Source organism: Trinickia sp., assembly GCF_057351765.1.
The window spans coordinates 16,994-30,424 of record NZ_JBMRBK010000054.1; the positions used below are offsets into that span (position 1 = coordinate 16,994).

At 65.2% G+C, this 13,431-nt stretch carries 13 protein-coding genes, 1 tRNA gene and 1 pseudogene; 9 read left to right on the top strand and 6 right to left on the bottom strand.

Going from position 1 to position 13,431, the window contains the following annotated elements; genetic code table 11:
• The first annotated feature begins 1 nt into the window (after position 1).
• Positions 2 to 78, top strand: a tRNA-Asp gene (locus tag ACO1XS_RS14995).
• A gap of 156 nt (positions 79 to 234) precedes the next feature.
• The gene (locus ACO1XS_RS15000) at positions 235 to 699 is read left to right on the top strand and encodes a GNAT family N-acetyltransferase (RefSeq protein ID WP_331572723.1); all 465 of its coding nucleotides are present in this window, start codon (positions 235 to 237) and stop codon (positions 697 to 699) included.
• A gap of 30 nt (positions 700 to 729) precedes the next feature.
• Here ACO1XS_RS15000 and ACO1XS_RS15005 read toward each other — a convergent pair whose 3' ends face one another.
• Entirely contained in the window at positions 730 to 1,608 is an 879-nt protein-coding gene (locus tag ACO1XS_RS15005; protein WP_486391054.1) for an AraC family transcriptional regulator, read from the bottom strand.
• A gap of 117 nt (positions 1,609 to 1,725) precedes the next feature.
• Here ACO1XS_RS15005 and ACO1XS_RS15010 point away from each other — a divergent pair, with 117 nt between their 5' ends.
• On the top strand, positions 1,726 to 2,157 hold the full coding sequence (locus ACO1XS_RS15010; protein ID WP_486391090.1) for a gamma-glutamylcyclotransferase family protein: 432 nt from the start codon (positions 1,726 to 1,728) through the stop codon (positions 2,155 to 2,157).
• Between the two features lie 45 nt (positions 2,158 to 2,202).
• Here the strand turns inward: ACO1XS_RS15010 and aceB are convergent, their stop codons facing one another.
• Positions 2,203 to 3,795: a malate synthase A gene (gene aceB / locus ACO1XS_RS15015; RefSeq protein WP_486391055.1), complete on the bottom strand. Its 1,593-nt coding sequence runs from the start codon at positions 3,793 to 3,795 to the stop codon at positions 2,203 to 2,205.
• A 141-nt stretch (positions 3,796 to 3,936) separates the two neighbouring features.
• Here aceB and ACO1XS_RS15020 point away from each other — a divergent pair, with 141 nt between their 5' ends.
• Both ACO1XS_RS15020 and ACO1XS_RS15025 read left to right on the top strand, forming a co-directional pair.
• Positions 3,937 to 4,839 (top strand): LysR family transcriptional regulator, encoded by a 903-nt coding sequence (locus tag ACO1XS_RS15020; RefSeq protein ID WP_486391056.1) that lies wholly within the window; start codon positions 3,937 to 3,939, stop codon positions 4,837 to 4,839.
• Between the two features lie 151 nt (positions 4,840 to 4,990).
• On the top strand, positions 4,991 to 5,425 hold the full coding sequence (locus tag ACO1XS_RS15025; protein ID WP_331572731.1) for a universal stress protein: 435 nt from the start codon (positions 4,991 to 4,993) through the stop codon (positions 5,423 to 5,425).
• A gap of 97 nt (positions 5,426 to 5,522) precedes the next feature.
• Here the strand turns inward: ACO1XS_RS15025 and aceA are convergent, their stop codons facing one another.
• From aceA to ACO1XS_RS15040, 3 genes are all read right to left on the bottom strand, one after another.
• A complete protein-coding gene (gene aceA / locus ACO1XS_RS15030) occupies positions 5,523 to 6,830 on the bottom strand; it encodes an isocitrate lyase (RefSeq protein WP_486391057.1) in 1,308 nt (435 codons plus the stop codon).
• Between the two features lie 411 nt (positions 6,831 to 7,241).
• Positions 7,242 to 8,786, bottom strand: coding sequence for a DEAD/DEAH box helicase (locus ACO1XS_RS15035; protein ID WP_486391058.1), 1,545 nt, complete (start codon positions 8,784 to 8,786; stop codon positions 7,242 to 7,244).
• 375 nt (positions 8,787 to 9,161) lie between these two features.
• A complete protein-coding gene (locus tag ACO1XS_RS15040) occupies positions 9,162 to 9,431 on the bottom strand; it encodes an acyl-CoA-binding protein (RefSeq protein ID WP_440558691.1) in 270 nt (89 codons plus the stop codon).
• Positions 9,432 to 9,604: 173 nt separating this feature from the next.
• On the opposite strand from ACO1XS_RS15040, the gene tsaB reads away from it, so the two are divergent.
• The 4 genes and pseudogenes from tsaB to ACO1XS_RS15060 all read left to right on the top strand — a co-directional run bounded on the left by tsaB (position 9,605) and on the right by ACO1XS_RS15060 (position 12,612).
• Positions 9,605 to 10,369, top strand: coding sequence for a tRNA (adenosine(37)-N6)-threonylcarbamoyltransferase complex dimerization subunit type 1 TsaB (gene tsaB / locus ACO1XS_RS15045; RefSeq protein ID WP_486391059.1), 765 nt, complete (start codon positions 9,605 to 9,607; stop codon positions 10,367 to 10,369).
• A complete protein-coding gene (rimI, locus tag ACO1XS_RS15050) occupies positions 10,366 to 10,860 on the top strand; it encodes a ribosomal protein S18-alanine N-acetyltransferase (protein ID WP_331572741.1) in 495 nt (164 codons plus the stop codon). The genes tsaB and rimI overlap by 4 nt, the downstream gene beginning before the upstream one ends.
• 175 nt (positions 10,861 to 11,035) lie before the next feature.
• A pseudogene (locus ACO1XS_RS15055) lies at positions 11,036 to 11,617 on the top strand (uracil-DNA glycosylase); the annotation flags it as partial.
• On the top strand, positions 11,614 to 12,612 hold the full coding sequence (locus ACO1XS_RS15060) for a DUF1853 family protein (RefSeq protein WP_486391060.1): 999 nt from the start codon (positions 11,614 to 11,616) through the stop codon (positions 12,610 to 12,612). The pseudogene ACO1XS_RS15055 and the gene ACO1XS_RS15060, both read left to right, overlap by 4 nt.
• Here ACO1XS_RS15060 and thiD read toward each other — a convergent pair.
• Complete coding sequence (gene thiD, locus ACO1XS_RS15065; RefSeq protein WP_440558695.1) at positions 12,597 to 13,403, bottom strand: bifunctional hydroxymethylpyrimidine kinase/phosphomethylpyrimidine kinase; 807 nt, start codon at positions 13,401 to 13,403, stop codon at positions 12,597 to 12,599. The two genes, ACO1XS_RS15060 and thiD, sit on opposite strands and share 16 nt — an antisense overlap.
• Between the last annotated feature and the right edge of the window lie 28 nt (positions 13,404 to 13,431).

A 13,431-nucleotide genomic window follows, 5' to 3' on the forward strand; every position in this document is an offset into this window, starting at 1 on the left:
TGGAGTGGTAGTTCAGTCGGTTAGAATACCGGCCTGTCACGCCGGGGGTCGCGGGTTCGAGTCCCGTCCACTCCGCCAAAAATGAAGAAAGCCCGTTCGAGCATGCGTTCGAACGGGCTTTTTTTTAGCCGCTCGGCCAATCTACGGCGAAAGCGCAGCGCCGGGGAAATTCTCGGTTGCCAGCCGCGTCGCCCTGGCTTACCGTGTCTGGGATTGCTCCTCGTTCCGGCTGCGATGTTCGACCCCTCCGATGCCCCGTTGCCGTTTCATCTGCGCGAAGCCGTGCCCGACGACTTCGTCTTTGCGGAAGCGCTGACCCGTGCGAACATGAACGGTTACTACGAGCGCCATCACCTCGTCTGGCGGGCCGATCTGTTCTACGCGAGCTGGTGCGAGTCGGAGAACTTCGTTCTCGAGTCGGACGGCGAACCGATCGGCGTGCTGCGGATGACGGAAGAGGGCGATTCGCTTCATATTCGCGACGTGCAGATCGCCGCTGACCACCGGCGTCAGGGCGCCGGCACCTTCTTGCTGAGAACTTGCCACCGATGGGCACGCGAACGCGGCTTGCAGGAACTCCAATTGCGTGTATTCGTCGATAACCCGGCCGCGCGGCTCTATCTGCGTATGGGTTACCGCAGCGCCGGCCCTCGGTTGGCGCAATTCGGCGCAATCCGGCATATGACGCGGCGCGTCTGAGCGGCCGTTTCTCCGGCGCCAGCGGAATGCTCAGCGGTGCGACATGGCTTCGGCAGCACCCTCGATTTCGTCGTCGGCCTCCCCGGGAGGGGCCTCGGTGCGTTCATGGCCGCGCACCATGAACGCGCGCGGGCTCTCGCCGAACGCGCGCCGGAACATCGCCGAAAACGCGCTTTGGCTCTGATAACCGAGTTCGCGCGCGATCCGCGAAAGCGCGAGCCCTTGGTTGAGCAAAGGAATGGCGCGTGCGAGGACCGCTTGCTGTCGCCACTGGGAGAAGCTCATGCCGAGCTCCTGCCGAAAAAGACGCGCGATCGTGCGCGTGCTGGCGCCCACGCTCGCCGCCCAGTATTCGAGCGAATCGGTATTGCCCGGATCCGCGAGCAGCGCTTCGCATAATGCACGGAGCCGTTTTTCGCGCGGCATCGGGACCGACAGCGGCAGCGGCGCAGCGCGGGCAAGCTCGTCGAGCGCGAGCGCGCCGAGCAGCTTCTCGCGAGCCGGCGCGAGATCGGCCATATCCATCGCCGCAATGACCTCGCGCAACAGACACGAGACCTCCATGACACGGCAGCTCTCGAGCCCGGCCGGAACCGCGGACTCGTCGATATAAAGCGTGCGCATGTAGGCCTCCTCGACGACGACCACTTCATGCGGTACATGCGGCGGCACCCAGATTGCTCTCGACGGCGGCACGATCCAGCTACTGCTCTCGATCGCGAGCCGCAACACGCCGCGCGGGGCGTAGGCCAGCTGTGCCCACGCGTGCATGTGCATGGTGATGCGTTCGCCGGCCGGCATGGGCCGCGAACGGACACGGATCGGATGGGCGCGCGTCGGTGCGAATTCGGGCGGAATGTCGACGAAATGCACGCGTGCGGCGGGCGGTGCCAAGGCTCGTAAGGTCATGGTTGCGTTAGCATACTATCGCTCTCGGGGGACCGGCATGCATAATGCATGTCCGGCGCGAGCGGCGACCGGGCACCGGCGTATGAACGAGTAAGGCACCGGAACAGTGGGGTGGAGATGCTACACGTTTTCGTATATGGCACTTTGCGCGAAGGCGAAGTGAACGACATCGGCCAGGCCGCCGCGCGTCACGGGCTGCCGGCCCCACGGCTCCTCGGCGCGGCTTCGGTGCAGGGGCGGCTATACGATTTCGGCAGCTATCCAGGACTTGTGCCGGACCAAGAGGCTCCCGCAGTGCGCGGCGACGTCTACGAGATCGACGATGCACTCCTGCCGGTGCTCAACGAAATCGAGGAAGTCTATCCCGGCGTCGAGGGCCTGTTTCGCTTGCGCGAGATCGGCGTCGACGTTGCAGGACGGGAAGTGCGGTGTTTGTTCTATCCGGTGGCGGCGGAGTCCGTCGCCGAGCGCTTGTTAATCCGCGCGGGCGACTGGGTCCGCTACCGCATCGCACGCGACGCGGCACCCGAGCTCCGCTATGGCAGCTGAGCGTAGCTGACAGCAACGGGCCCGGGGCGCGACGCGGTCGCCGGATCAGATTTCCTCGTAGAGCGGCAAGGTCAGGAATTCGGTGAACTGCTCCGACGTCGACATCTGCTCGAAGATCTGCGCCGCACGCTCATAAGGCGCCGCTTCCCCGTCAACGGCCTGCTTTACTTTTTCCAACTCTTGTTGCGCCAGCGCGCGGACGAGCTCGGCCGTGACCTTGCGGCCGTCGTCGAGCGTGCCCTTCGGCGAGCGGATCCATTGCCAGACCTGCGAGCGCGAGATCTCGGCGGTTGCCGCGTCTTCCATCAGGTTGTGAATCGGCACGCAGCCGTTCCCCGTGAGCCACGAACCGAGGTAATGGATGCCGACGTTGATGTTGTTGCGCAGACCCGCCTCCGTGATCGGGGCTTCCGGGCGGAAGTCGAGCAGGTCCTTGGCGGCGACCTGTACATCGTCGCGTCGTTTGCCGATCTGATTCGGCTTGTCGCCGAGCACCTTGACGAATTCTTCCATCGCGAGCGGTACGAGGCCGGGATGCGCGACCCAGCCGCCGTCGTAACCGTCGGTTGCATCGCGCGCCTTATCGGCGCGCACACCCGCCATCGCTTTCTCGTTCGCCGCTGCGTCGCTCTTGATCGGAATCAACGCACTCATGCCGCCGATCGCGGGCGCATTGCGCCGGTGGCACGTCTTCAGCAACTGCAGCGCGTAGGCGCGCATGAACGGCACGGTCATCGTGATCTGAGCGCGGTCCGCGAGGCAAAACGCTTCGTCGTTCTTGAACTTCTTGATGGCCGAGAAGATGTAGTCCCAGCGGCCGGCGTTGAGCCCCGAGCTGTGCTCGCGCAACTCGTAGAGAATTTCGTCCATCTCGAAGGCGGCGAGGATCGTTTCGATGAGCACCGTAGCCCGGATCGTCCCGCGCGCGAGTCCGATCGCTTCCTGCGCCGCGATGAAGACATCGTTCCACAGGCGCGCTTCGAGATGGCTTTCGATTTTCGGCAGGTAGAAGTAGGGGCCGCTACCTCGCGCGATCAATTCTTGTGCGTTGTGAAAGAGGTAGAGCGCGAAATCGAAGATGCCGCCCGAGACGCGCTGGCCGTCGACCTTGACGTGTTTTTCGTCGAGATGCCAGCCGCGCGGACGCACGATCAGTGTGGCGACCTTGTCGTTGAGCCGATATTGCTTGCCGTTCTGTTCGAGCGAGATCGTACGGCGCACGGCATCCTTGAGGTTCAATTGCCCGGTGATCTGGTTGTGCCAGTTCGGGGTATTCGAATCCTCGAAGTCGGTCATATAGGCGTCCGCACCCGAGTTCAGCGCGTTGATGATCATCTTGCGCTCGACCGGGCCCGTGATTTCGACACGTCGGCATGCCAGATCCTCGGGCAGCGGCGCAATGCTCCAATCGCCGTCGCGCACCGACTGCGTTTCGGCCAGGAAGTCGGGACGCTCACCCGCGTCCAGCCGCCGCGTGCGCGCCGCGCGCCGCTCGAGCAATTCGCGCCGGCGCGGCTCGAACCGACGATGCAGCTTCGCGACGAGCGCAAGCGCGTCGGGGCTCAGGATGGTCTCGAAACCGGGCTCGATCGGGCCGGTGATCTCCATGCCTTGCGGCAGCGACAACGTGTTCGCCATGTGTTTCTCCTTGGTCGGTCAAATGGCAAAATCGCTCATTCTATTGGTGATGATTTGGTATAAAAAAGCGTCTCGAAGTTAATTGATCTTTGACTTTTTGATACATAATCTTCGACTGTTCGAATCTCTAGATCCCCGGTCATGGCGCGCTTCAAGCAAATCGAGACTTTCGTCGCCGTGGCGGCGAAAGGCAGTCTTTCCGCGGCCGCCCAGGCCGAAGGCGTGGCGCCCGCCGTCATCGGGCGCCGGCTCGACGCACTCGAAGAGCGGCTCGGCGTAAGGCTCGTCGTGCGGACGACGCGCAAACTGACGCTCACGTTCGAGGGGGCGGCGTTTCTCGAGGATTGTCAGCGGATCGTCAGCGATCTCGCCGATGCGGAGGCGAGCGTGTCGGCTGGCGGCGTCAAGGCGAGCGGCCATCTGCGCGTATCGGCACCGGCCGGCTTTGGCCGCAAGCACGTGGCGCCGCTCGTGCCCGAGTTCGCGGCGGCTCATCCCGACGTTTCCGTCACGCTCGACCTGTCGGATCGGCTCGTCGATCTCGTGAACGAGGGCTTCGACTGTGCCGTGCGGCTCGGGGACCTGTCCGACTCCTCGCTCGTCTCGCTCAAGCTCGGCGAAAACCGGCGCGTCTGTGTGGCCGCGCCCGCCTATCTCGCGCGTCACGGCGCGCCGGATACGCTCGCCGCGCTTGCGAGCCACAACTGCCTCACGCTGGCGGCGAACGCGAACCAGCAGCGAGTCTGGACCTTCCAGCAGGCGGGCGAGGTCGTGTCGATCAAGGTCGGCGGCGCGGTGGAGTGCTCCGATGGCGCGGTCCTGCATGAGTGGTGCCTCGCCGGCCACGGGCTTGCCTGGCGCTCCTGGTGGGAGGTCGGTGGCGACATCGCGGCGGGGCGCCTCGTCACGGTGCTCGACCGGTTCGCGGCGCCGCCCATCGGCATTCAGGCGGTGTTCGCACAACGGCGGCATTTGCCGCTGCGCGTCCGTCTTTTCCTCGATTTCCTCAAGCACACCTACGCTCAGCCCGGCTACTGGCAATAGTGTCAGGCGGGTTTTCGATATGCGGACTGTCCCGTAGCCGCGCGAAAGCCGGGCGGTGCGGGCACTACAATCGACTTCAGGCACCCGGCGCAAGGCGCGCAAAAGACGCTGCGGGTGTCCCTGCGCGATGTCGCCAGTACTGGAGAGGGCCATGTTCAAGCACATCCTGGTTCCGACCGACGGTTCGGACTTGTCGCAAAAAGCGATCGACGGGGCGATCGATCTTGCGCGAACGGTCGGTGCGCGGGTGACTGCCTACACCTGCTTGCCGCAGTACCCGTATTCGCCCTACGCCGAGGTGGTGATCGAGCCGCCCGAAGACTTTCAGTCCCGCAGCGAGCGCGAAGCGCGCGTGCTTCTGCACGAGATCGAAGCGGCTGCCGAGCGCGTCGGAGTGAGCTGCAGGAGCGAGACGAGCGCGCATCCTTCGCCGTATCTCGGGATCATCGATGCGGCCGAACGCGGCGGCTGCGACGTCATTTTCATGGCGTCGCATGGGCGCCGTGGGCTGGGCAGTCTCCTGATCGGTAGCGAGACGCAGCGCGTGCTCACGCACACCACGATTCCCGTGATCGTCTATCGCTGAGCCGGCGCCCGGCGACGCGTCGGCGTTGCCGGGCCGGAGGTTCAGCTGCGCCGGGCCGATGAGCCGCGGCGCAGCGACTGCGACTTGCCGACCTGCTTTAAGCGACCTTCTTGCTATCGAAGAACTGTTCGTCTTCGGTCGAGCCGTGCAACGCCGTCGTCGACGCGTCGCTTTCGACCGTTTGCGTGACGGCATCGAAGTAGCCGGTGCCGACTTCGCGCTGATGCTTGACCGCCGTAAAACCCTTCTCGGCTGCTTCGAATTCGGCTTGCTGCAACTCGACGAAGGCGCTCATCTGCGTGCGGGCATAGCCGTGCGCGAGGTGGAACATCGAGTAATTCAGCGCATGGAAGCCGGCGAGCGTGATGAACTGGAACTTGTAGCCCATCGCACCCAGTTCCTTCTGGAACTTGGCAATCGTCGCGTCGTCGAGATTCTTCTTCCAGTTGAACGACGGGGAGCAGTTGTACGACAGCAGCTTGTCGGGGAAGACCTTGTGGATCGCTTCGGCGAATTTCTTCGCGTATTCGAGGTCCGGCTTGCCGGTCTCGCACCAGATCATATCGGCGTAGGGCGCATAGGCCAGGCCGCGCGACACGGCTTGCGCCAGGCCCGGCTTCGTCCTGTAAAAGCCCTCCACAGTCCGCTCGCCGGTCAGAAACGGGCGGTCGTTTTCGTCGATATCCGAGGTCACGAGATCCGCCGCTTCGGCGTCGGTGCGCGCGATGAGAACGGTCGGCACGCCGCATACGTCGGCCGCGAGCCGCGCCGCGGTCAGCTTGGCGATGTTTTCGCGCGTCGGCACGAGCACTTTGCCGCCCATGTGGCCGCATTTCTTGACCGAAGCGAGCTGGTCCTCGAAATGCACGCCGGCGGCGCCCGCCTCGATCATGGCTTTCATGAGCTCGAATGCGTTGAGCACGCCGCCGAAGCCGGCTTCGGCATCCGCAACGATCGGCGCGAAGAAATCGATATAGCCTTCATCGCCGGGATTCTTGCTCTCGGACCATTGGATCTGGTCTGCGCGCGACAACGTATTGTTGATGCGCTTCACCACGAGCGGCACCGAATTGGCGGGGTAGAGCGACTGATCGGGATACATCTCGCCGGCAACGTTCGCGTCGCCGGCCACCTGCCAGCCCGACAGATAAATCGCTCTCAGGCCGGCTTTGACCTGCTGCATGGCTTGATTGCCCGTCAGCGCGCCGAGCGCATTGACGAACGGTTCGGTATTGACGCCCTTCCAGAGCTTTTCGGCTCCCACGCGGGCGAGCGTATGTTCCGCTTGCAGGGAGCCGCGCAGACGGACGACATCTTCGGCGGTATAGCTGCGCTTGATGCCTTTCCAGCGTGCGTCCGTTTCCCACTGGCGTTGAAGTTCCTGAGCCTGCTGCTGACGTGACATGGTGTGCTCCTGGTTGCGTATGAGGGAAAAACCGATTCATCTGCCGCGTGCCACCGACGTGACGAAGTCTTATATAAGAGTCTAGGCAAACCCAAAACTTAGCAACAGCCATGCTACCCGCTTTTTTAGACAAAAATTCTATTTAATTATCAACGAGTTACAACAATATATCACGATGTGAAAGATGGTTTTCTATGCTGCAATGACTGACGTTGTGCCACGCAGCACGGTTTTTTACGACGCAAAAAAATTTTCCGCATTGTGAAATGCTGTTCGATCTCCGCGTTGGATGCCTGCCTGTGCTGAAGGCCCGACTCAGTCGGCAAAAAAAAACCGGTGTCCATGGACACCGGTCTTGAAGGAACCCGCTTTGCAGGGCCGTCGGCCTCGCAAAGCGCGATACATCAGTCGTTAGCTGCTGCGGCGTGCGCCACCGCGTGCCGAATCGCCACGCCGACCCTGATAGCCGTCGCGCGAACCGCCGCCGTTGGGACGCCCGCCGGCGGGGGCGCCACGGCCTTCGCCGTGGCTGTACGAGCCGCTGCCGGTGCGCGCACCGCCGTTTGCGTTCGAGCCGAACCGGCGAGGAGCGCTGCTGCTGCCAGGCCGGCCGCGGCCACCGAAACCGCCGCGATTATTCGTCGGCGGTGCCTTGCGCGGCTCGAAGCCTACGACCACATTGACGGGCAGCGTCGTACGCACGAACCGCTCGATGCGCTTGAGCGCACCGAATTCGGCGTGATTGACGAGGCTGACGGCCGTGCCGGTCCGTCCGGCCCGGCCGGTACGGCCGATCCGGTGCACGTAGTCTTCCGCGAACTTCGGCAGGTCGTAGTTGAACACGTGCGTGACGCCGGGGATATCGATGCCGCGCGCAGCCACATCGGTCGCGACGAGCACGCGCACACGGCGCTCGCGCAGCGCGCGGATCGTGCGATTGCGGGCGCCTTGCGGCAGATCGCCATGCAGCGCCGCCGAAGCGAAGCCTGCATCGGCGAGACGGCCGGCCAGCTGGTCGGCTTCGCTTTTCGTTGCGGTGAAGACGATCGCTTGGTCGAGCGCCGTGTCGCGCAGCAAATGCTCGAGCAGGCGGTCTTTGTGGTCGCGGTCGTCGACGTAGTGAATCGCTTGCGAGATGTTGTCGCGCGATTCGGGGCGATGCTCGATTTCGATGCGCTCGGGGTTGCGCAGCAGCCGGTTCGTCAGCGAGCCGATCTTGCCGTCGAGCGTAGCGGAGAAGAACATCGTCTGGCGCGTGGCCGGCGTGGCCGCGACGATCGTTTCGATATCCTCGATGAAGCCCATGTCGAGCATGCGGTCCGCTTCATCGATCACGAGGATTTGCAGCAGCGACAAATCGATGCGGCCGCGCTCGAGGTGATCGAGCAAACGTCCCGGCGTGGCAACGAGAATCTCGGGGTTTTTCGCCAGCAGCGTCAACTGCTGACCGTAGGCGACGCCGCCCAGAATGCTGACCGTACGCAGACGCCGCAGGTGCTTGCCGTACGTCGATGCGGCCGTCGTCACCTGCATGGCCAGCTCACGCGTCGGCGTCAGCACGAGCAGGCTCGGCTGTGCCACGGGCGGGCCGCGGCGCGGGCGGCGGTCGCCCGCTGCCTCGCGCGGCTCGGCGGTTTTCGTCTTTTGCAACTGAGCGAAACGCTCGATCGCCGGCAGCATGAACGCCGCCGTCTTGCCCGAACCGGTCGGGCTCGAGACGAGCAGGTCACGCCCGGCGATGGCGGCGGGGATCGCGCGTTCTTGCACCGGGGTGGGCTTGACGTAGCCCGCGGCCATCAGCGCCGAAACGATCTCGGACGACAGACCGAGCGCGGCGAAGCCGGAACCGGCCGTCTCGACGGAGTCGGCGGCGGGTGCGGCGGGCGCGGTATCGATGTCGAGACCGAGTGCTTGATCGGCGATGGCGGTCATGGGAGAGGTGAAGCTCGAGGTCATGAGAATCCTTAACAACTGTGGGAAGGAACGTCGGCGCCAATCGGCATCACCCAAGTCGTCGGATTCAGCATGCAATACTTCAGCGAGCAAATCGAAAAACGGGGGCAGCCCGCAAGTTACGGCGAGCTTTTCGTTAGAAGCTGTATCGAGTGCGGGATGCCGGTGTGGCATCGCCGCCAGCCTGATCGAGGCGGCCCGCAGGGGCCTGGGCAGGAGGGGACAGTTTCTAAACTGGATTGGAGCAAAACGCTACGCAGCGCTGCACCGCGGGAAAGGCCGAAAACACCTTTGGCACATTTGTGTGGCGAAGCGCAGGCCGCAGTATAAGGGTTTTTGCTGCGCTGCGCCACCCACGACGCCAAAAACTGGCCGTTGCTACGATGCCGTGCCGCTTTTGAGCGACTCGACCAGCTCGACATACTGTTGCTTCGCCTGGTCCTGCGCGGTTCCTTTCAGTGAAGCCCACGCGTCGTGTTTGTACTTGCCGACGATATCGGCGAAACCCGGTTTTTCGCCTTGCACGTCGCCCTCCGTGGCCTGCTTGAAAAGCGCGTAAAGGCGCAGCAGCGTCATGTTGCCCGGTTTCTCCGGTAGCGCCTTGACGTCCGTCTGTGCCTGCTCGAAGCGCGCATCGAGTGTGCTCATTGGATTCTCCCTGTGGAGCGATTGGGCGGCCGATCATAGCAAGCTCCGTCTCCGAAAACATCGAGCAAACCTTCCAAACGCTTGGGCCGCACAGGTCGGGCCGCACAGGTGGGGCCGTGCGGGCTGCCGGTTTGCGATCCGGAACCGACGGGCGCCGCATTACAATAGCGGCCATGACCCGAACCGTTCTGCTTGCTCTCGATACCTCGACCGAATATTGCTCGGTGGCGCTGCTCGACGCCGACGCCCGCACCGGCCAGCCGCCCGCCGCGGCGCCGCGCGTGCTGGCTCGGCATGAGAAAACGGGCGCGGTCTCCAGCGCGCGCGTGCTGCCCGCCGTGAAGGAGTTGTTCGACGAAGCCGGTTTGACGTTGCGCGATTGCAATGCGATCGCCTTTGGCGCCGGCCCCGGTTCGTTCACGGGGCTACGCACCGCGGCAGGCGTCGCGCAAGGCCTGGCCTTCGGTCTCGCGCTACCGGTGGTCCCCGTAAGCACGCTGCTCGCCTGCGCGGAAAGCGCGCGTTTGCGCGACCCCGCGGCCACGCGAGTGCTCGCCGTGCTCGATGCGCGCATGGGCGAGGTCTACTGGGCCGATTACGCGTGGAGCGCGGATGCCGCCGAATGGCACATCGTTTCGGCACCCGCCCTCGGCGATCCCGGCGCGCTCGCCATTCCTTCGGAGCCGTTCACGCTGGCCGGCAATGCGGCGGCCGCGTTCGGGGACCGGCTCGCCGCGGCTGGCGCTGCGCGGACAGTGGACGGCGAAGCGGTGCCGCATGCCGTGCCGCTCGCGCATGCGGCGTGGCGAGCCTATCGCGCCGGGCGTGTCGTGTCGGCCGAGCAGGCCGCCCCCGAGTACATTCGCGACAAGGTGGCTCAAACGAGCGCCGAACGCGAAGCGGTCCGCGCGGTGCGCGAGGAGGGGCGCGGGCAATGAGTGGCGTGTTGCTGGCCGATCGGTATATCTCGCCGATGACCGATGCCGATCTCGACGAGGTGGCTTATGTCGAGCGCGAAGCCTACGAGTTCCCCTGGTCACGCGGCAATTTCGAAGACTCGCTGCGCAATGGTTACTTCGGCGTTTGCATGCGCCACGTCACCGGCACGCTCATCGGGTACTGCGTGCTGATGCCTGTCGTCGACGAAATGCACCTGCTCAATTTATGCGTCGCGCCGCAGGCGCAGCGCACGGGCGCGGGCCTCGCGTTGTTGCGCGAAGCTGCGCGTCTCACGCGCAGCAAGGGCCTGACGGGCCTGCTGCTCGAGGTCCGGCCGTCCAACGTCCGGGCCGTGAAGCTGTACGAACGCTTCGGCTTCTCGACGATCGGGCGCCGCAAGCACTACTATCCGGCGCGGCATCGCGGCCGCGAGGACGCACTCGTCATGCGATTCACATTTCCGAAGGAGGATGCGCATGGCGCTCGATGAAGCCGCGCTGGACATGCTGGGGCTTGCACCGCTTTGGGCTCGGCGCGGCGGTGGCACGGCGTCGCGTGCCGATCCACCCGACCCACCCGCGCACGAAGCCGATGCGTTGCTCGAAGCATTCGGCGAAGTTGCGGTGCAACCGTCTCAGCCGGCGCCGACGGTCGATCGCGCCGATGTCGCGGCGCTCGACTGGGAGGCGCTCGAAGCCCGCGTGGCCGGCTGCGAGCAGTGCCGCCTGTGCGAGAAACGCACGCGCACCGTGTTCGGGGTCGGCGATCGCGAGGCCGATTGGATGCTGATCGGCGAGGCGCCGGGCGAAAACGAGGACAAGCAAGGCGAACCGTTCGTCGGCCAGGCCGGCAAGCTGCTCGACAGCATGCTGCGCGCGCTGGCGCTCGCGCGCGGCGAGAACGTCTATATCGCCAACGTCGTCAAATGCCGCCCGCCCGGCAACCGCAATCCGGAGCCCGACGAGGTGGCGCGCTGCGAACCGTACCTCCAGCGACAAGTCGCGCTCCTCAAGCCAAAACTGATCGTCGCGCTGGGGCGCGTCGCGGCGCAAAACCTGTTGAAGACGGATGCGAGCATTTCGTCGCTGCGCCAACGCGTGCACCGTTACGAGGGCGTGCCCGTCGTCGTCACCTATCACCCCGCTTATCTGCTGCGCAGTCTGCCGGACAAGGCGAAAGCGTGGGCTGACCTATGTCTCGCGGACGACACCTATCGGCAAGCGCTTTCCGAACGGGCGGGTGAATGAGCGCGTTCGAGCCGGCAGCCGAGGCGGCCGCGCTCGATGCGTTGCTCGAGCGGCTCCATGAGCCGTCCGTCCGGGATCTCGCATGGCTGCTTTTGAGCCCGTCGCTTTTGCGGCCGCAGCCACCGCTCGGCATGCTTGCCGAGCCTTTCGACAGTCCGGCCGACGCGGCGGCGAGTGTCGCGTGGCTCCTGACGCTCGAGCGCGACCCGGCGCCGCTGCGCGAGTGCCTTGCCGCATCGCGATTCACCCGGTTGGGCCGCTACGCAGAATGCCTGCTCGCATTTTTCCTCGAGCACGGCCCTTCGCTGAGGCTCGTTGCGGCCAACGTGGCGTTGCGCCGGGCAGGCCGCACGCTCGGCGAATGCGATTTTCTGATCCGGACACCGGACGGACTCCGTCTGCATTGGGAGCTCGCGGTCAAATGCTATTTGCATGCGGGCGGCACCGATGCCTCGCTGGCCGACTACGTGGGCCCGAGCTTGCAAGACCGCTTCGATCTGAAGCTCGCGCATCTCGTCGAGCACCAACTGCCGCTTTCCGCGCGCGACGAGTTCGCGTCGCTCGGTCATGCGGGTCCGTGGGACGCGCGGATGTTCGTGAAAGGCTGGCTTTTCTATCGATGGAACGAAGCGTCGGGCGGGCTCGAACTGCCGCCGATGCCGGCGGCGATCGATCCGCGGCACGCGCGGGGGTTCTGGCTCGAGCGCACGGCGTTGCCGCGTTTTGCCGCGGGCCGTGCCGACGCCTGGGCCGTGCTACCGCGCCTTGCGTGGCTCGCCCCCCGATCCGAGCGTGCGGTGCAAGCGGGGGAATTCGTGTCGGCCGATGCGCTCGCCGCGCGCCTGGCCTCGCAGAGCGGACCGACGATGGTGGCCGCCTTCAGCCGTTGCGCCTCGGGCGACCCTTGGATCGAGCAGGCGCGCGGCTTCGTCGTCCCGGACGGCTGGCCGCGGGCGGCGGCCGTCTTCGCCCGGCAGTCCTACCACCAGCGATAGAAGTGATGGAGCGGGCCGGTGCCGGTACCCACGTCGAGTCGTACGCTTTCGCGCATCGCATCGAGCAGATAGGCCTTGGCACCGGCGATTGCGTCGCCGAGATCGCTATGCCGCGGCATCAGCGCGGCGATGGCGGAGGAGAGCGTGCAGCCTGTGCCGTGCGTATTCGGTACTGTCAGCCGCGCCGCTCCGAAACGCCTCGTGTTCGTGGCTTCGACGAGCCAATCCGGGCTTTGGGCACCGCCCAGGTGACCGCCCTTCATCAATACGGCTTGGGCGCCCAGCGCCCGCAGCGCCTGCGCCTGATCGAGCATGGCCGCCTCGTCGGTGGCCTCGGGGCCGCCGAGGAGCGCCGCCGCTTCGGGCAGATTGGGCGTCACGAGGCTGGCGAGCGGTACGAGCTCGTCGCGCATGGCGGCCACGGCGTCGGGGGCGAGAAGAGGGTGCCGGCTCGATGAAAGGATGACGGTGTCGAGTACGACGAACTGCGGTCGGTACTGGCGCAGTGCACCGGCTACGGCGCGCACGATATCGATGTTGGCAAGCATGCCGATCTTGACCGCATCGATGCGAATGTCGCTGAAAACCGCATCGAGTTGGGCGCCGACGAATGCCGCGTCGGGCGCATGCACGGCGAAGACGCCGCGCGTGTTCTGGGCGGTCAGCGCCGTGACGACGCTCGCGCCGTAGGCACCGAGCGCCGAGAACGTCTTGAGGTCGGCCTGGATTCCCGCGCCGCCGCCCGAGTCGGAGCCGGCGATCGAAAGGACGTTCGGTATGGCATGCGACATGGCGACTCCCCGGCCCGGTGCCGGCTTC

What these genes read in the sequence shown, in the direction of transcription:
- ACO1XS_RS15000 (WP_331572723.1), top strand. Translation starts at nt 235, where the DNA reads ATGTTCGACCCCTCCGATGCCCCGTTGCCGTTTCATCTGCGCGAAGCC.
- ACO1XS_RS15005 (WP_486391054.1), bottom strand. Translation starts at nt 1,608, where the DNA reads ATGACCTTACGAGCCTTGGCACCGCCCGCCGCACGCGTGCATTTCGTC.
- ACO1XS_RS15010 (WP_486391090.1), top strand. Translation starts at nt 1,726, where the DNA reads ATGCTACACGTTTTCGTATATGGCACTTTGCGCGAAGGCGAAGTGAAC.
- aceB (WP_486391055.1), bottom strand. Translation starts at nt 3,795, where the DNA reads ATGGCGAACACGTTGTCGCTGCCGCAAGGCATGGAGATCACCGGCCCG.
- ACO1XS_RS15020 (WP_486391056.1), top strand. Translation starts at nt 3,937, where the DNA reads ATGGCGCGCTTCAAGCAAATCGAGACTTTCGTCGCCGTGGCGGCGAAA.
- ACO1XS_RS15025 (WP_331572731.1), top strand. Translation starts at nt 4,991, where the DNA reads ATGTTCAAGCACATCCTGGTTCCGACCGACGGTTCGGACTTGTCGCAA.
- aceA (WP_486391057.1), bottom strand. Translation starts at nt 6,830, where the DNA reads ATGTCACGTCAGCAGCAGGCTCAGGAACTTCAACGCCAGTGGGAAACG.
- ACO1XS_RS15035 (WP_486391058.1), bottom strand. Translation starts at nt 8,786, where the DNA reads ATGACCTCGAGCTTCACCTCTCCCATGACCGCCATCGCCGATCAAGCA.
- ACO1XS_RS15040 (WP_440558691.1), bottom strand. Translation starts at nt 9,431, where the DNA reads ATGAGCACACTCGATGCGCGCTTCGAGCAGGCACAGACGGACGTCAAG.
- tsaB (WP_486391059.1), top strand. Translation starts at nt 9,605, where the DNA reads ATGACCCGAACCGTTCTGCTTGCTCTCGATACCTCGACCGAATATTGC.
- rimI (WP_331572741.1), top strand. Translation starts at nt 10,366, where the DNA reads ATGAGTGGCGTGTTGCTGGCCGATCGGTATATCTCGCCGATGACCGAT.
- ACO1XS_RS15060 (WP_486391060.1), top strand. Translation starts at nt 11,614, where the DNA reads ATGAGCGCGTTCGAGCCGGCAGCCGAGGCGGCCGCGCTCGATGCGTTG.
- thiD (WP_440558695.1), bottom strand. Translation starts at nt 13,403, where the DNA reads ATGTCGCATGCCATACCGAACGTCCTTTCGATCGCCGGCTCCGACTCG.